The organism is Nostoc cf. commune SO-36 (genome assembly GCF_023734775.1).
Taxonomy (GTDB): Bacteria; Cyanobacteriota; Cyanobacteriia; order Cyanobacteriales; family Nostocaceae; genus Nostoc; species Nostoc commune_A.
Map to the genome: position 1 here is coordinate 800,383 of NZ_AP025732.1, position 16,909 is coordinate 817,291.

General features: G+C 40.7%; 21 protein-coding genes and 1 tRNA gene. 11 read left to right on the forward strand and 11 right to left on the reverse strand.

What is annotated here, in order from left to right; translation table 11 throughout:
* Positions 1–29: 29 nt before the first annotated feature.
* From ANSO36C_RS03555 to ANSO36C_RS03575, 5 genes are all read left to right on the forward strand, one after another.
* The gene (locus tag ANSO36C_RS03555) at positions 30–296 is read left to right on the forward strand and encodes a type II toxin-antitoxin system ParD family antitoxin (protein WP_251958411.1); all 267 of its coding nucleotides are present in this window, start codon (positions 30–32) and stop codon (positions 294–296) included.
* Positions 293–592: a type II toxin-antitoxin system RelE/ParE family toxin gene (locus tag ANSO36C_RS03560; protein ID WP_251958412.1), complete on the forward strand. Its 300-nt coding sequence runs from the start codon at positions 293–295 to the stop codon at positions 590–592. The genes ANSO36C_RS03555 and ANSO36C_RS03560 overlap by 4 nt, the downstream gene beginning before the upstream one ends.
* A gap of 168 nt (positions 593–760) precedes the next feature.
* Positions 761–2,047 (forward strand): restriction endonuclease subunit S, encoded by a 1,287-nt coding sequence (locus ANSO36C_RS03565; protein ID WP_251958413.1) that lies wholly within the window; start codon positions 761–763, stop codon positions 2,045–2,047.
* Positions 2,048–2,062: 15 nt separating this feature from the next.
* Entirely contained in the window at positions 2,063–2,317 is a 255-nt protein-coding gene (locus ANSO36C_RS03570; RefSeq protein WP_251958414.1) for a DUF4926 domain-containing protein, read from the forward strand.
* A 68-nt stretch (positions 2,318–2,385) separates the two neighbouring features.
* Positions 2,386–2,514, forward strand: a complete 129-nt coding sequence (locus ANSO36C_RS03575) for a DUF5615 family PIN-like protein (RefSeq protein WP_251958415.1) — start codon at positions 2,386–2,388, stop codon at positions 2,512–2,514.
* A 9-nt stretch (positions 2,515–2,523) separates the two neighbouring features.
* Here the strand turns inward: ANSO36C_RS03575 and ANSO36C_RS03580 are convergent, their stop codons facing one another.
* Complete coding sequence (locus ANSO36C_RS03580) at positions 2,524–2,925, reverse strand: hypothetical protein (RefSeq protein ID WP_251958416.1); 402 nt, start codon at positions 2,923–2,925, stop codon at positions 2,524–2,526.
* A 116-nt stretch (positions 2,926–3,041) separates the two neighbouring features.
* Here ANSO36C_RS03580 and ANSO36C_RS03585 point away from each other — a divergent pair, with 116 nt between their 5' ends.
* From ANSO36C_RS03585 to ANSO36C_RS03595, 3 genes are all read left to right on the forward strand, one after another.
* The gene (locus ANSO36C_RS03585) at positions 3,042–5,213 is read left to right on the forward strand and encodes a type I restriction endonuclease subunit R (RefSeq protein WP_251958417.1); all 2,172 of its coding nucleotides are present in this window, start codon (positions 3,042–3,044) and stop codon (positions 5,211–5,213) included.
* 126 nt (positions 5,214–5,339) lie between these two features.
* Complete coding sequence (locus tag ANSO36C_RS03590; RefSeq protein WP_251958418.1) at positions 5,340–6,311, forward strand: type I restriction enzyme endonuclease domain-containing protein; 972 nt, start codon at positions 5,340–5,342, stop codon at positions 6,309–6,311.
* Between the two features lie 304 nt (positions 6,312–6,615).
* Entirely contained in the window at positions 6,616–7,818 is a 1,203-nt protein-coding gene (locus tag ANSO36C_RS03595; RefSeq protein ID WP_251958419.1) for a site-specific integrase, read from the forward strand.
* Between the two features lie 55 nt (positions 7,819–7,873).
* Here the strand turns inward: ANSO36C_RS03595 and ANSO36C_RS03600 are convergent, their stop codons facing one another.
* On the reverse strand, positions 7,874–8,449 hold the full coding sequence (locus ANSO36C_RS03600; RefSeq protein ID WP_251958420.1) for a hypothetical protein: 576 nt from the start codon (positions 8,447–8,449) through the stop codon (positions 7,874–7,876).
* 665 nt (positions 8,450–9,114) lie between these two features.
* Complete coding sequence (locus tag ANSO36C_RS03605; protein ID WP_251958421.1) at positions 9,115–9,633, reverse strand: DUF3486 family protein; 519 nt, start codon at positions 9,631–9,633, stop codon at positions 9,115–9,117.
* 439 nt (positions 9,634–10,072) lie between these two features.
* Between ANSO36C_RS03605 and ANSO36C_RS03610 the strand changes: the two genes are divergently transcribed.
* Positions 10,073–10,384, forward strand: coding sequence for a hypothetical protein (locus ANSO36C_RS03610; protein WP_251958422.1), 312 nt, complete (start codon positions 10,073–10,075; stop codon positions 10,382–10,384).
* Between the two features lie 259 nt (positions 10,385–10,643).
* Here the strand turns inward: ANSO36C_RS03610 and ANSO36C_RS03615 are convergent, their stop codons facing one another.
* On the reverse strand, positions 10,644–11,441 hold the full coding sequence (locus ANSO36C_RS03615) for a hypothetical protein (protein WP_251958423.1): 798 nt from the start codon (positions 11,439–11,441) through the stop codon (positions 10,644–10,646).
* Between the two features lie 372 nt (positions 11,442–11,813).
* Here ANSO36C_RS03615 and ANSO36C_RS03620 point away from each other — a divergent pair, with 372 nt between their 5' ends.
* Positions 11,814–12,014 (forward strand): hypothetical protein, encoded by a 201-nt coding sequence (locus ANSO36C_RS03620; protein ID WP_251958424.1) that lies wholly within the window; start codon positions 11,814–11,816, stop codon positions 12,012–12,014.
* Positions 12,015–12,455: 441 nt separating this feature from the next.
* Here the strand turns inward: ANSO36C_RS03620 and ANSO36C_RS03625 are convergent, their stop codons facing one another.
* The 7 genes from ANSO36C_RS03625 to ANSO36C_RS03655 form a co-directional block, all read right to left on the reverse strand.
* The gene (locus ANSO36C_RS03625; RefSeq protein ID WP_251958425.1) at positions 12,456–12,731 is read right to left on the reverse strand and encodes a hypothetical protein; all 276 of its coding nucleotides are present in this window, start codon (positions 12,729–12,731) and stop codon (positions 12,456–12,458) included.
* Between the two features lie 28 nt (positions 12,732–12,759).
* Entirely contained in the window at positions 12,760–12,924 is a 165-nt protein-coding gene (locus ANSO36C_RS03630; protein ID WP_251958426.1) for a ribbon-helix-helix protein, CopG family, read from the reverse strand.
* A 42-nt stretch (positions 12,925–12,966) separates the two neighbouring features.
* A complete protein-coding gene (locus ANSO36C_RS03635; RefSeq protein WP_251958427.1) occupies positions 12,967–13,149 on the reverse strand; it encodes a plasmid mobilization protein in 183 nt (60 codons plus the stop codon).
* A 228-nt stretch (positions 13,150–13,377) separates the two neighbouring features.
* Positions 13,378–14,058, reverse strand: a complete 681-nt coding sequence (locus tag ANSO36C_RS03640; RefSeq protein ID WP_251958428.1) for a hypothetical protein — start codon at positions 14,056–14,058, stop codon at positions 13,378–13,380.
* A gap of 20 nt (positions 14,059–14,078) precedes the next feature.
* Positions 14,079–14,309 (reverse strand): hypothetical protein, encoded by a 231-nt coding sequence (locus tag ANSO36C_RS03645; RefSeq protein ID WP_251958429.1) that lies wholly within the window; start codon positions 14,307–14,309, stop codon positions 14,079–14,081.
* 206 nt (positions 14,310–14,515) lie between these two features.
* Positions 14,516–14,586, reverse strand: a tRNA-Cys gene (locus tag ANSO36C_RS03650).
* Between the two features lie 237 nt (positions 14,587–14,823).
* Positions 14,824–15,414, reverse strand: a complete 591-nt coding sequence (locus tag ANSO36C_RS03655; protein ID WP_251958430.1) for a chromophore lyase CpcT/CpeT — start codon at positions 15,412–15,414, stop codon at positions 14,824–14,826.
* A gap of 212 nt (positions 15,415–15,626) precedes the next feature.
* Between ANSO36C_RS03655 and ANSO36C_RS03660 the strand changes: the two genes are divergently transcribed.
* A complete protein-coding gene (locus tag ANSO36C_RS03660; RefSeq protein ID WP_251958431.1) occupies positions 15,627–16,853 on the forward strand; it encodes a tetratricopeptide repeat protein in 1,227 nt (408 codons plus the stop codon).
* The last annotated feature ends 56 nt before the right edge of the window (positions 16,854–16,909 follow it).

Consider the following 16,909-nt stretch of genomic DNA (forward strand, 5'->3'; position numbering starts at 1 on the left):
CATCCATTCTTTTAGCTGAGGTAATAGTTATGAACATCACACTTAAACCAGAAATCGAGCAATTTATTCAAGCGCAACTTGCTACAGGTAGATATGCAAATGCTGAGGAAGTGATTAGTAAAGCATTGAAATTGCTGGAAGAATCAGATAAGGAGTATCAAGAATGGGTAGAAGAAACTCGGCAAAAAGTTGATGTTGCAATTGCAGAACTTGAGCGCGGCGAAGGTTTAGATGGTGAAACTGTAGTGATGCAAATACTCGACAGATTCCAAAAAGCGCGTGAGGGTCAGGAATGAGTAATTACATTATTGCACCATCTGCAAGTCGAGATTTAAACGAAATTGCTGATTACTTTCTCACAAGAAATTTAGAAGTAGGAGAAAAGTTATTTAGAGAATTTAATAAAAAGTGCGAAAGTTTAGCAAATTTTCCCAAAATGGGACGCAGTTATGCTCATATTAGAGCGTCAATGCGTGGTTTACCTCTAGATGGGTATGTAATTCTTTATCAAGTTCTTGATGACGGGATAGAAATTTTGCGTGTGGTGAGTGGTAATCGAAATTTGGAGTCTTTGTTTGAGAATGAAGAATAAATTTTTAAGTTTAAGTTTTGGTAGGGTGCGTTATAAACTTTAGTTTTAACGTACCGAAAATTTAGGATGCTGCGTTAGCCTTCGGCATAATACACCCTACAAAACTACCTTTCTTCAAAGCAACCTAGTAATAAAGAGATTAATTAAAAATAAAATATTTAAATATTTATGAAAAAAACACAATTAACTCAGACAATCAAAATCAAAGATTTAGGAAAAGTTATCACAGGCACAACACCACCAACAGTTAATCAACAATATTTTGGGGGTAAGTATCTTTTTATAAAACCTTCTGATATTACGGAAGATCAAAGATATATTTTTGATACTGAAATCACATTATCTGATGCAGGATATGAATATCAAAAACTCAAGGTACTACCTAAAAATTCTATATCCGTTGTTTGTATTGGCACAATTGGTAAGAAGATGTGCCTCACAAGTCAAACGTGTTTTACCAACCAGCAACTAAACAGTATTGTGGTCAACAAATCTAAGTATGACCCACTTTATATATATTATTTGATGCGAAAGTATGTCCCTTATCTTAAACAATTAAATGCTGGCTCGACATCTGGACGCGAAAATGTAAATAAAAGTAGTTTTGAAAATATTGAAATACAAGTTCATGAACTCCCCACGCAGAAGAAAATCGCTGGCATACTCTCAGCGTATGATGACCTAATAGAAAACAACACAAGACGCATCAAAATATTAGAAGAAATGGCACAAACCCTCTACCATGAGTGGTTTGTCAAATTCCGCTTCCCTGGTCATGAACACACCAAAATGGTTGATTCTGAATTGGGGCTAATCCCTGAAGGGTGGGAGGTAAAACAACTATCAGAAGTTTGTCAACGTATTACTGATGGTTCTCACTGGAGTCCTAAGTCAGTTGATAAAGGATACCCAATGGCATCTGTAAAAGATATGTCTACTTGGGGACTCAATGTTGAATCATGTAGAAAAATTTCTCAACATGATTATGAGAAGTTAGTCCGTAATGATTGTAAACCCTTAAAAAATGACATTCTAATTGCTAAAGATGGTAATACCTATCTAAAGCATATGTTTGTTGTCGAAAAAGAAATAGACCTAGTTATTTTATCTTCTATAGCGATTGTCAGACCAAATCTTGATAATATACTTCCCTATATATTAGTTTTTCATTTATTAGATCCTCCAGTTAAATCTAGATTAAAAAACTATGTATCAGGTGCAGCGATACCCAGAATTATTTTAAAAGATTTTGCAAAATTTCCTGTAGTTGTACCATCTATAGATATTCAACATAAATTCTTTAATATTGCAGAAGCAATGATTAAAAATTGCCATTGTTTAATTGCTAAAAATCACAATCTCCGCCAAACCCGCGATTTACTCCTCCCCAAACTCATCTCAGGAGAAATCGACGTAGAACACCTAGAAATCACCACAGAAGATATAGCTGCTTAAACAATTACAAACTTAATGATGATGAAATTGGAACTATATCAGTACGTTGCTCTGTGTCGTGATTGCCCAGAATACAACCTCAAACAGGGTGATGTCGCCATGCTAATTGATTATGTGACTCATCCAAGCGGTGGTGAAGATGGCTATATATTAGAAGTGTTCAACGCAGCAGGTGACTCTATCGCTATTTTTACTGTTCCTATGTCAGCAGTAGCAAAAATGCCCAGCGATGCAGTGCTAGCTATTCGCCCATTAGCAGAGTTAAAATAGTCACCCTATAAAGCTATAGCTTATGCTGCATGGCGGGTAGAAGAAATTGAAGTACCCCTTGCTTGGGCATGAAAATTTTATTTGATATGAATCTTTCTCCTGACTGGGTTCTAGTCTTAGAAAATGCGGGATTTGAAGCTGTCCACTGGTCAACAATTGGTAATCTAGATTTTGGTACACTGTTGGCAATGACTTAAGCTGATGCACTAAGTGTAATTCAAGTGCGATCGCAAATCTTTTGATCTCGATGTCTGAGCAATCTTTTTCAAGATTGCGTTAAAAATGACAACCAAAGGCAATTTGGTATAAGCAACAGATACATAGAAATCGTATTGAGGTACTCCAAAGTCGTATTGAGGTACTTCAAAGTCGTGTTGAGGTACTTCAAAGTCGTATTGAGGTACTCCAAAGTCGTGTTGAAGTACTTCAAAGTCGTATTGAGGTACTTCAAAGTCGTATTGAGGTACTTCAAAGTCGTATTGAGGTACTTCAAAGTCGTATTGAGGTACTTCAAAGTCGTATTGAGGTACTTCAAAGTCGTATTGAGGTACTCCAAAGTCGTGTTGAGGTACTCCAAAGTCGTGTTGAGGTACTTCAAACTTTGTCACACTGCAATCAACCTGTGTAGATTGGGTTGAGGCTTTGCGTCTACGTTCCTTAACCCTATCAATTCCCAACGCTGAACTTTTGAGTTAAAAATGGAGTAAATCGATACTCCATACCTATGCATCCACCTCACCCAGACTCAGAAGCAGCGTTAGAGAATGCCACCATTAAGCTATTCTCTCAACTGCAATGGCAAACAAGCAACTGTTACGATGAAACCTTTGGTACAAACAGCACACTGGGTAGAGAAACAAAGGGTGAGGTAGTTTTAATTCCCAAATTGCAATCAGCTATACAAAACTTAAACCCTGACTTACCCACCGAAGCAATCCAACTGGCCATTGAAGAATTAACTCGTGACAGAAGCACGTTGAGTTTAGCTAATGCGAATGCAGAAATTTATCAACTCCTCAAAGATGGGGTAAAAGTCAGTTTTAAAAATGATGACGGTGAAGAACAAACAGAAACAGTCAAAGTCATTGACTGGAATCACCCAGAAAATAATAACTTTTTTCTCGCGTCTCAATTCTGGGTGACAGGAGAAATTTACACCAGAAGAACAGACTTAATTGGGTTTATCAATGGTTTACCTTTAGTCTTCATTGAACTTAAAGCACATCACCAACGCTTAGAACTTGCCTATAAAAACAATCTCACAGATTACAAGCAAACTATTCCTCAACTATTCTGGTACAACGCATTTATCATCCTCTCTAATGGCATAAAAAGTCGCATTGGTAGCTTAACTGCCAAATGGGAACATTTCGCTGAGTGGAAGAAAATAAATTCTGAAGGAGAAGAAGGGATAATTTCTCTAGACACCATTATTAGAGGTACTTGTGAACCTACTAGATTACTAGATTTAGTTGAAAATTTTATTTTCTTTTACGCTGCTAAAGGTAGTTTAGTTAAAATCGTTGCCAAAAATCATCAATATTTAGGTGTTAACCAAGCAGTTACCGCAGTAAAGGAAATCAAAACCAACCAAGGCAGATTAGGAGTATTTTGGCATACCCAAGGTAGCGGTAAAAGTTATTCAATGGTCTTCTTCTCCCAAAAAGTGGTGCGAAAACTCTATGGGAACTGGACATTTGTGATTATCACCGACAGAGAAGACTTAGACGAACAAATCTACAAAAACTTTGCATACGCTGGTGCTGTGACAGAAATCGAAAAAAATGTCCGCGCCAGTTGTGGAGAACACCTTAAACAACTCCTGCAAGAAGATCATCGCTACATCTTCACGATGATTCAAAAATTCCGCACCGATAAAGGCGGAACCTATCCCCAACTTTCTGATAGATCAGATATTATCGTCATTGCTGATGAGGCACACCGCAGTCAGTATGACACATTCGCGCTCAACATGAGAAATGCTTTACCCCATGCAGCATTCATTGGTTTCACTGGTACACCTCTAATGTTAGGAGAACAAGAAACCAAAAAAACTTTTGGTAATTACATCAGCATTTATAATTTCCGGCAATCAATAGAAGATAGCGCCACAGTTCCCCTCTACTATGAAAACAGAATTCCTGAATTGCAACTTACTAATGATGCACTTAATGAAGATATAGCAGAAATCATCGAATCAGCAACAATAGATGAGGAAGAAGAGAAGAAACTAGAAAGACAATGCGCCAGAGAATATCAATTAATTACCAGAGATGACCGATTAGAGAAAATTGCTCAAGATATTGTCACCCACTTACTGGGTAGAGGATACCAGGGTAAAGCAATGATTGTTAGCATTGACAGATTTACTGCTGTCAAAATGTACAATAAAGTCCAGCACCACTGGCAACAACACCTCCAGCAGTTTAAAAATCAACTTGCTCAATCTAATTTAAGCGAATTTGAACAAAAAAAATTATCAGTCACAATTAAATATATGGAAAAAACAGATATGGCAGTAGTCATATCTCAGTCTCAAAACGAAGTAGAAGCATTTCAGAAAAAAGAATTAGACATTACGCCTCACCGCCAGAGGTTAGTGAGTGAATCTCCCCCACTGGATGAAAAATTCAAAGATCCATCTCATCCCCTACGCATTATATTTGTCTGCGCTATGTGGATGACTGGATTTGATGTCCCCAGTTGTTCCACCATTTACTTAGACAAACCGATGAAGAACCATAGTCTCATGCAAACCATTGCCAGAGCAAATCGTGTTTTCCCAGGTAAAGTCAATGGTTTAATTGTTGATTACATTGGTGTCTTTCGAGATTTACAGAAAGCACTAGCTATTTACAGCACTTCCGGCAGCTATGAGGTACATCCTCAAAGCTAAAAGCTATGTTAGGAGAGAGGCAATAAGAAAAACTGTATTGCATAATACCGGGAAGCGCTGTATGGTTCCGCATCTGGTGGTGGGATTAAAGAAGAAGATACCCCAGTTAAAGCAAAAACAGCTTTAGTGGCACAATTGAGAGAAGCGATCGCTCAAACCACAACATTCTGTACGCAAAAAGGTATTGATTTTGCTGTACTGGAGTCAGCACAAGGTTTTGTACGCACCAAATTTTGGGCAGATGCAGTGGAATGCATCATTATTAATGATGATGTCAAAAAAACTTATCTTTCCCTAGCAGGTAACGTTAACAAACTCTACAAAGCTATCCTCCCAGATCCTACTGCTAATGAATTTACCGCTATTAATGCTCACTTGCAGACAATCAAAGACCAAATTCTGGCAGAAGTACCAGAAGTTGATGTGTCCGAAGTGATAGAACAAGTAGAGGAACTGTTGGATCTGTCCATCACTGCTGGAGAGTTTGTCATCACAAAATCCCACAGTCAACGCATCGACTTAAGCCAAATCGACTTTGTAGCGTTGAAAAATAAATTTGCTAGTACTGACTACCAGAGAACAGAGACAGAAAAACTCAAAATTGCGATCGCGCAAAAACTCCAGCAGATGGTGAGGTTAAATAAAACTCGCATCAACTACCTGGACAAATTTCAGCAGATGATAGCAGAATACAATGCTGACTCACGTAATGTGCAGATATTCTTCAATGATTTGATTAACTTTGCTCAAGAATTGGGTGTTGAAGATAAAAGAGCGATCGCGCAAAATCTGATTGAAGAAGAATTAGCAATTTTTGACTTACTGACTAAACCAGAAATTAAACTGACTAAGCAAGAAGAACAAGAAGTCAAACAAGTTGCCAAAGAATTACTGAAAACTCTCAAACAAGAGAAATTAGTTTTGGATTGGAAGAAGAGACAGCAAACCAGAGCATCGGTGGAAGTGGCAATTAAGGATAATTTGGATAAGTTACCCCAAAGTTATTCTGATGAGCTATATGAACAGAAATGTCAAGAAGTTTATCAACATATTTATGAGAATTATTCTGGGCCAGGGAGTATTTATGATGCTGGTTGAATGTTACCCCAGTTTTACCCCAGTTCTTTACCCAAACTACCCAAAATTACCTCAAAAAGATTGTAAGGCTCTCCAAACAAGCCTTACAACTCCCATTAAAAAAGGGCTTCAAAGCCCTGTAATGCTTATATTTATTAAAAGGCGGCACCCGGATTTGAACCGGGGGTGGAGGTTTTGCAGACCGGTAGCTTCGCACCTTTTGGTAGCTTAAGCGCCTTTGTGGTCAATAATCCAACCAAACACCCTTGACTTTGAATATCAAAATGAATATCATCATAGGGAGATAGAGGTTAAGGATATTCAGATGGGAACAGCCAAGACAGCTAGGACAGCCAGGGGTAATGTAGGTGTTGAGGAGTTCAGGGGCAAGCTAAGGCTCCGATTACCTCGGTCGGTAACACCACTGGGTAAACAGGTATTCATCAGTACTGGGCTTGATGCCAATGAGCTTAATCGCCGCAGAGTGGATTCAGTAGCCAACTGGATAGAAGAAGAGATAATCACAGGGCAACTTGACCCAACCCTTGAGCGCTACAAAGAGAAACTAGAGTGCTACAGGAAACCTCAGTTAACCCTGGTTAGCCCCAGGACACCTCAGACTGACCTAATGGGGCTATGGGAGCAATACTGTGCATATATGAAGCCACAGCTAGCATCTACTACTTATAGGCGCGACTATGCCAGAAAGTACACTAATCATATTAAAGGGCTACCGACAAAGGACTTAACCCAGGCGATCGCTATCAGAGATCATCTGTTAACCCAACTGTCCCCTAATGCTGCCAAGAGAGTATTAACTTACCTAGCGGCTTGCTGTAAATGGGCTATGGGGTCAGGGCTGGCTAAGGACAACCCATTTGCCGGGATGTCAGAGGATATCAAGCTACCAAAGCATGATTCAGATGCCATTGACCCTTTCAGTAAGGCAGAAATGAATATTATTATCAAAGCATTTGAGGACACCAGAGCGCACTATGCCCCATTTGTTAAGTTCTTATTCTGGACTGGCTGTAGAACTGGGGAAGCGATCGCCCTACAGTGGAAACATATCAACCCTGAATGCACCCAGATTAACTTCTGTGAATCCTATGATAGCCAGCTAAATATTAGGAAGGGGACTAAGACTGGTAAGGCTAGAAAGTTCCCTTGTAACAGTAAACTTAATAATCTCTTAATGTCCATTAGACCCCAAGATGTCGATCTAGAATCCCAGGTATTCACTAGTCCCACTGGGGGAATAATCAGCAATACCAGATTCTCTACTCAGGTTTGGAAGGGTGGTAGGACAAGTAATAAAAACTACAATGGAGTTATGCAAGGGTTATTAGATGATGGCAAAATCGAGCGCTACCGATGCCCCTATAACACTAGGCATACATTTATTACCCTGATGCTGGCTGAGGGGTTAACAGTTTCCACAGTAGCTAAGTTAGTAGGTAACAGCCCTGAGATAATCCTGAAGCACTATGCAGGTAACACAGTGCCCTTGAATCTACCAGAACTTTAGTAACCTGGTTAACCCATGAAGAAACCCCCGGATGTCCCAGGGGTTTATTAGCTGGTTATATGGCTCTAATAAAATCTAGCCAGCTATCCAGAGGTTTGAATAACTGCCTGGGGACTCCATAGGATAACTCCTGGGACTTTATTCTTAACCAACTGGTTTCTCTGGTTAACCTGTCCGCCTCAGTTACCCTGGCTTCCCCCGTGGTGCGATCGATGGCGACTATGAAGTGAACAGGGAACCGATAGCGCTCCCATCGGCTTGCTATACCGCCAACTAATATGTTATGGTTTTCAAAGATGCCTGATTTGGACTTGACCTCTAAGTTGTAACCTTTGCCATTGTGGATAACTCGGATGTCCCTTTGGTACTTTGAGTACAAGTCTTGGGCTAGCTTAGACTGACTCCGCGATCGCCAGTTATCCGGGTCAGCCCTGTAACCTCCATAAACTACCGATCGGTATGTCATGTATTGGTCTGGTTGGTAAACTTTGTCTAACCCTTGAGTCTTAAGGTACTCAGCTAGGCTATATTCCCATGAGTTGCCACAGGCTAGCCGGGACTGCCAAGAGTCACTGAAATGATCAGAGTTTTTACTAGCGCCATTGAGCGCTAGATGTGGTATAATGGACATACAAGTTTTTAAAGAAGATAAAGGTTTATTGATAGCCCTGTGGGTAGCTGCTAACTACTCATAGGGTTTTGCATTATGGGGTAATGCTTATGTGTCTCTTATATTTAGTCAAAAGTAAAAGCCGGAAAATAAGCTTTTACTGAGGCTATAAGTGGGATCGCTGGGGCTTCCTGTAAAGCCGTAATATTTACTGGTTTAACCACAAGGGCAATAGGGATAACATGGGATTTTCCCATAAGTATTTATACTCATCGGGTGGTCTTAGAGTCCCAATGCGGTTAGGGGCAGCTAAATGACCCTAAAAACTCCCAGGATGCTTACAGGGTAAGGCTTAGGTATGTAAGCTCCCAATGCGGTTGGAAACCGGATATTCTGGTTCCCAATGCGGTTAATACCGGATAATCTGGTATTTGGGTCGGGAAAGATAAACCCCAAAAGCCGCCAAACTCTTACCCTGTAAGCTTTTTGGTTCGGGAAATAGCACTTGGGATATTGAAGCCATTAGCGATCGCAAAAGTGCCCCATAATACCCCCAAATGGGGGTATTTAGCCCCGTTGACCTTACTTAGGATTGCCAAGGCTACAAGGGTATTAAAAATCCCCTAGAGGCGTTTGTATCTCTAAGGGATTCTAGGGGGTAATCTGAGGGATTCTGAGGGGCTTACTTAATCATGGGGTATATTTTCCTCATGGCTACCGAGGTTTGCCCAGTTCCCATCGGGGTACTCAGGTGTACCCAGTGTGTCCTCTAGGCTCCCAATATTGAAGGTTACATGGGTCACAGGGTCAGGCTGGTTGTACTGTAGCTGGTACTTCAGAAGCCCTGATGCAGTCTCAATCATTTCTCGTAGCGCCCTGGCAGTACTTAAATCGCCACTGGTCTTTAAGAAATCATTGAGATAATCTACATTAGCCATAGCAATATTCAGTAGCCTCTTAAACTTATCCTGGTCTGAACAGTCTTCATAGCTGGCGCTGTCTTGACCTACTGAAGTAGCCGTGGGAGCCTTGGGAACTATCTGAGCCTTGTAGCCATAAATCTGTCTAGAAGTTACCTTGTGTCCCCTGGTAGCTAGCCATTTGGATATCTGGGGCACTGGGACTCCTCTATCTAACTGACCATCTACCAAGTCCCTAATGTCATCTGGTAATATCTCAACCGCGCTGGGCTTCTTATTAGCCATTATTTGACCCTCCGTTGTGCCCTAGATGCAGCTTTTTTGCGTTCTAGGACATTTAGGAGCCTCTGTCTTTGCTCAGGGGTCAATAGGCGATATATGGATTTCTGTTTAGGTGTAAATGCTTTTAAAATAGCTAGTTGCTTATGGGTCATCAGGTATCCTTGGGTCTTTGGTTGTGTCTGTATACTTATTTAGTCCATTGGATATCCCTTGGTTGTGCGTTGGTGATCGCAGAAGTGCCAATAAAGTATTACCATTATGGCTTCGCAGCCTCTAAAGCCCTACTTGGGATTGCCGTAATGGAGTCAAACAAAGGGAAGTGGACACACTGGGTTAACCAGGGCTAGTATTAGGTATAACTTCATGCAAGTAAGAGCTTAATAAAGTGCAAGTATATTTAAATATTCCATCGTCAACTAAAAAGGTAGTCGAGGTCATATTATTGGAAAGCCTCACCAAGAAGCAAATATTATCCCGGCTAGCCGACCTGTTAAAAACAGAACACCCCAGCTACTCCCTAAGTATTGCTGACCCACTAAAAGGCGACTGGGATAAAGAAGATGCTAGTAACCTAACCACCTTAAATGAATATTTGAAACAGCAAAATATCGCAGTCTCCAAAGGTGATTTTCACCTGTTGGCAGTCAGGGTCACTAAGGAGTTTGTAGAAACCTTCGGAGTCAAGCCGCGCCGTCGTGAACCGTCAAAGTCCCGATGGAGAGTACAAAAACAAAGCTTATGCCTATACAGATGATCAGCTAAGTATCATTGATGAAGTCCTAAAGACCATCCCCCATGTAAAAAACCCTAGAAAATAATCCTTAAGGGTATCCCGTCTTGACCCTTAGTTACCCATAAAAGATAGGGAACAAATAGACCCTCGACGGAATCCGTTGAGGGTCTATTAGGGGCTACCCATGTAGCCCTGTCCTGATTAGTTAGTTACTTTAGCCTTTGATGCATAATCGATGGTTTGGTGATAGCCTGTTTTGTTCCATATACCATTAGAATCTTTAATGAAGCGCGTTCCAAACTCCATTAATATTGAGGTCTAGTTTTCTTCGGGTAACTAGGTCTTTGTAGTCTATACTGAAGGTTTCGTGTAAGTATTCTGGGGTAATGCCGGGTTCAAAATCTTCTATAAGTTCCTCATCTTCACTTGCCCAATATCTGTAGGGATCTGCACATCTACCACTGTTAGCCTTAACCTCCTCTTCCTCTATAGCCCAGGTTTCTTGGTCATAACCAAGGTTTCCTAATGGGCTGATAAAGTAACCCTCTGGGCTAACTTTTAACTCCTCTATGTTAGTATCCTCAATCCCAAAGGACATTCTACCTGTCTTTGTTTTACCTTCTTTGGTTATGATACCTAGCTCAGGGTGATATCTGTATCTGTCTTTTCGCTTACCACCGCCTTTACTCCATTCCTGTACATACTGCTTACTGGATGTCAGCATATAGAACCTAACAGTTGATTGTTTAGTTACCTCATAGCCTTCCTTAAACTGATGCTCTGGCTCCTCTTTTTTCTTGGTTAGTTCTTCCTTAATGTCTCTGTTTTCTTTCTTAAGGCTATGGATTTGTGCCTGTAACATATCCAGTGCGTTCTGGATGTCTAAGGCGGATTCTGTGATGGGTCTGTTACCATCTAGCTGTTCTTTGACTTGCTGTGCAGCATCTAAGGACTGGTAGACCTTGCCAGATAATGAGTCTTTAATCGCGTCTATTATGAACTGGTGTTTACTTGTGCCAGTTGTTTGTATAACTGCCTTGATCTGCTGTTCTAGTTCTTCAGTTAATCTTAGAGTCATGTTAGACATTTTCTTCCTATCCCCCACTTATGTTTGGTATGATACCATGATACCATGTTATCTATAATCTGTCATATTTAGGGCGATCGCTAAGGTCAGATATGAAACCCTTACTATACTTAGGTTTTACTTTTATCCCCCTCTCTTGCATGGTGTCATACCATTATACCACCAAGGAATAAATCATAGAAATATCTTATGGTTTACATAGATTTTTATCTATGTATTGTTGGTGCTTTACTGGAATCCTTATTCTATCCCCCTCTTGTCGGTGGTGTGATACCAGATACCACAACTAGATACCGAAGGATAAAAAATGACAGATTATAGATATAATGATATAATGATATATAACTATATAACTAAGCAGTTATGAAAAAGTACACAACATTACTTAGACTTCCCGAAGATGTTAAAGGGCTATTAGAATCTGCCAAGGCTATTACAGGGAAGTCTCAGCACCAACTAATCCTAGAGGCTATTCAAGAGGCTCTAGGGGGCTATCCAGCCACCCAGCTTACCATTTTAGACAGACTAGATAAAATAGAGGCTCAACTATCCGCATCAGAGTAGCCTATAATACCTATCCTATCCTATTTATCCCCAGGTAATACCTGGGTTTTCTATTTGGTATCATATCTTATGGTATCTGGTATGATACCATTACAAAGAGAGAGATAGGATGTTATTAGATATTTTAGAGGTCTTTAGAAGTATTGAAGGTATTATTATACTTTAATGGTATCTGGTATCATACCATTAAAAAGAGGGGGGTAAAACAGATAAATAGATTATCCCTATTTTGATACCAAGTAGTGGTATCTGGTATGATACCAACCCAGAGAGGGGGATAGAATAAAAGTTTGACTGATTAGGGTTATTAAGAGTCATCTTTAGTTCCTTCTGTTATGTGAACTGGTTATTTGAATCCTTGGGCACTTAACCCTGTCTGTTATCTTGAATCTTTGGTCTTTGGGGTCAACTAGCTGGTTACTGGTTGACCCTATTTGATATCTAAGGGACATTAGAATCCGATGATCGCTTCAGGATATCCAGTTGCTCTAATGTGTTATGTGTTTCATGAACTTGGTTGTAATCGGACTCCTCGAATAGAAAAGCCCATTCCCAGTCTTCAGGGGTGTACGAGGGATACTTGGCGACCATCTGGGCATCTGATAAATCTATTAGTAAGTCTTGCCAGAACTCAGGGCTGCGATAGTTGGGGTTGTCCCTTGCTAAGTCTCTGGCAGCCTCGGTCATCTGAATCATTTGTGGGATTGTGTAAGCCATTTGTCTGTTCCTTTGGGTGGTTAAGTGCTTAGTTGTTGTTCAGAAGATACTCAGCGATCGCATCCCTAATAATCTCTGAAATAGGCTGCTGTCTCTTGTCCCCTAAAGCTATTAGCTGCTTCTGTGTATCAGTCGATAATCGGAGTGTCTGTTGTGCGTTCTGTCTTCTTACTTTCATTGGTGTAACCCTCATGCCTTACTCTTATACTTTGTCAGATCCAATATTCAACAGTATTTATACTTGCGGGATGTCTAAGGATAATCCTAAGTCTGCCTTGATCGCCTTCAGTACAGTAGACCGGACATAACTAGACATCCCCTGACCTGTTTCAGTAGCCGCCTGGGACAGTAGCTCATGTTCTTCCTGGGTTAACCAAACCTGTAACTTAACTTTCCTAGTGGTTCTCTGGTTAGTCATTGTTCCTTTTGTTTCTTGGTATACTCCCATTATAACCTCAGTAAGTTACAATGGCTACCCATAACTGGCACATTTAGGCATAAACTGGCACATAGGGTTAACCCTTGTACAATCATTCTGGTATTTTAGGCTGACCTAATCTACCCCTAGAAATCACAAAGAATCCCCAGTGACCAACTAAGACCACTGGGGAGGATATTTTAAGGAAATATTAGATACTCTTTGGCTCTATAAAGCTCTACCTAGCACACTGTTGATATAGAACATATCATCAGGGGTCAACTCTGAAGCGTCTGGTTCACCCAAAGGATTCACTTTGGATAACTCAGTGAGCTTGACCAAATCCTGTACATGGCGAGAGAAAGCAGCATGATCATAAATCTCCCCGTTGTACCAATCAGAACCTCTTAAAACACCATTGAGGACTTCAGAGAACCAATGATCACCACCCATAGGGTCAAAGTTGTTTTCTTCCCCGTGCAACAAACTTAGGACTCCTCTGTACAACTCCTGGGGGCTACTGTAGGTCTGTCCTCTCCATGTAAGCCCTCCGTTACCTATTCTGAATGTTGAGGACTCGACCCCGGTGTACTCATGGGTTAATAGTCCGGCTACAGTTCTAACAAACAAATCTCGACCCTTATCTTCCCCGAAGTCTTTCACTGTGCGTTCATAGATTTTAGGGTAGTTACTGGAGTTTAATAGTCCTTTTTTAATCCCCTGTTCGATAACATTGTTGTTAAACTCATGAACTCTGAGGCTACTTTGTTGTTTCTTGACCAAGGCATCCATGCGTCGCTTTTCCTCAGCCTTTATAGCAGCTTCCTTAACCTTAAGTTCGGCTAATAGTTTAGCAGCCTCAGCTTTACCTTTAGCTAAATCATTTTCACTAGTGTAATCATTAAACATTTCAGTATTTCCTCAGTAGTTTAGTAGTTGTCTCGGTTAATCAGATGCTGGGCGATGAAGTTCAAAGTCGCCTCCTGTTCTGCCAGAGTTGCCTCAATGCGGTTGAGGGATTTCTGTAGTTCCTCTTGGTGATCGCTGAGGGCTTCAATGTCTTTCCGTGGTTGCCTGTGCAATAAGGTAGCGGACTTGGGCTGCCATAGAGATGCTATTACTGTCAGCCAGTTTCTTGAGATTGAGGTAAATGTGGTCATTTAGGCTTATTTGTAGTTTGTTGGTTTTCATGGGAAATATTTATTCCTGTGTCTTAACTAAGTCAACTTGAGGTAGTTTCGATGTAACTCTATATAGTCAAATAAAAAACCCTCTGGGGTTAACCAGAAGGTCTTTGAATATCACTTTGAATATCAAGAAAGCCTTTTATTTAGATTTTAGAAGTCCTAAAAGGCTGAAAGCCTTAAGGCGGCACCCGGATTTGAACCGGGGGTGGAGGTTTTGCAGACCTCTGCCTTACCACTTGGCTATGCCGCCACAGCAAAATTCTCTGGACTACTTTAATGTTTCTAAGGTGTCTTAGTAACGATTTTGTAGCCATAGAACGCTAGTTAAACCATGATAGCATAGGATTCTGAGGTAGAGATAGTGGGTTAACTGGATGTTTCTGGTAGTCTTTAGGCGATCGCTAGAAAATCCTAATCACAGGTTGACACATAGCACAAATAACTTTTGGCAGATTAAAAAGAGTTGTAACTCCCCACTGTTTACTTGTTACACCTTTACTTCATCGGCAAAATTGCCCCAACGGAGAAAGTGAAATGGCCCGGCGATAGAACCCCACAGATGTTCATCGGTGTCTAAATCCCTTCCACGATCGAGGCTAAAAAATTCTTTAGCGTCAATTTCAAATTCGTTATCTAGATAAGTATTTTTGCCGTCACGAACTACTATGCAACCTTTACCAGGTTCAACTCTGCCTTTGAAGCTATTACCTGTCCACTCTACAATCATGTTGCAACCTGACATTTTTTGCAATTGGTCAACAGACAACTCTTTGAGGCGTTCGGGTTGACGAGATGCACCGTAAAATTTTTGTTCTTCTTTAACGGTGTAGTGTTCAATAGCAATGTGGTTTTCTGCCGGAATCAACTTCATTACCCGCATCCGGTAAGGTTGATTGAGCATAAAATCATAAGCTTGTTCGAGAAACAAACTTACGCCTGAGAACAATTCTAAGGGAAGGGGACGGATACACACGCGGATATGGGCATAAAAAGGCGGATTTTCAAAGGCTTGTTCTTGATTACTAAAGTCAGCTGCCATCCAACGGGCTAAAGTTGCAATATCAGTAGAGTGAGTCATTAGAAGATGATTAACTAATTGCTTAAAAATTATCTAGGATTATTTTGACACTTTCTAGACTCAAAAATCCTGGTTGCGATACCTTTGGTGGGCTTTGCCTACGCAATTTTTAAATTAGATATACTATGGATGCTCTAACTTGAGGAGAAAATCAGGACGCTTTAGTTGAATCGTAGAATAACGTTATGTAACTAACTTTAGGCAAAGTACCCATGCTCAGGCGCTTAATTGCGATCGCTACTGTCACTATACTTTTTAACAGTTCCTTAACGCTGGCACAGACTAACAAACCCAAACCACCGGATAAATTTCCTCCCAATCCTCTAGAGATTACCACACCCGATCCACTGTCACCACGTTCGCCCAAGGACAAACAGCCGTTAACTCTCCAAGAACAGCAAAAGTTAGAACCAGCGTTGGATGCGTTAAATCAAGAAGCGGCGGCGAAACTGCAAGCAGGCGAACAGGTAGCGGCGTTTGAAATTTGGAACCGAGAATTGCGTTTGCGGCGCTTTTTAGGTGCGTTAGCAGAGGTGCAAGCATTATCACGAGTTGGCGCGATCGCTTGGCAGCAAAACGACGGACAAGAAGTACAATATATTACTGAACGATTGCAAACAATTCAAGAGCAAGCCCAATCTCAGAAAAAAACTGTCCCAATTGATCTAGAATTGTGGCGATCGCTAGGTGAAGCTTACAAAAATGTGCGATCGTCTAAACTAGCCATAGAAGCTTACAACCAAGTTTTGTTAGTGGTGCGAGAACAAAAACAGAAAACAGCAGTAGTAGAAACCCTCAAAACAATTGGAGAACTGCATTTAAGTTGGTTTGATTATCGCAAAGCTGCGCCAATCTACGAAGAATTGTTGAGTTTAGCTACATCTGTTGGCGATGGTGTAAATGAGTTAACATATCTGCAACGGCTGGCTTATATTTACGAGCAGACTAACCAACCACAGCAGTCATTGAATGTACTTAACAAACTAGCAGAAATTTACATCAATGCAAATAATCTTACTAAAATACCAGAATTAAAGCTAGCGATCGCTTCAGATTACGAATATCTAGCCAAGAAAGATCCTAACTTACTGCTAGAAGCGTTTCAAAATTATCAAGAAGCTTACACCACTGCTTGGCAATTAAAGGAGTTTGTTCCTGCTGGTGAAGCTTTGCAGAAATTAATTGCGCTGTATCGTTCGCAAGGACAAACAGACGAGGCTTTGCAGGCTAGCCAAATTCTTGTGCAGACACAGGCGCAAGCCGCCAACTTTTACGGAATGATGCAAGCTTATGACCAAATTGGGCAATTGTATCTAGAACGCAAAGAATTTCCTCAAGCACTAACAGCCTTTCAAAAAGGGTTACAACTGGCGCAACAACTCAAACATCAAGAAGCATACTTTACTGGACAAATTGAAAAACTGTCGAAAGCAAATTAACTGTAATTTCTGCGATCGCTTAATATAAAAATACCCGTCACGCCTAACCACAAGGT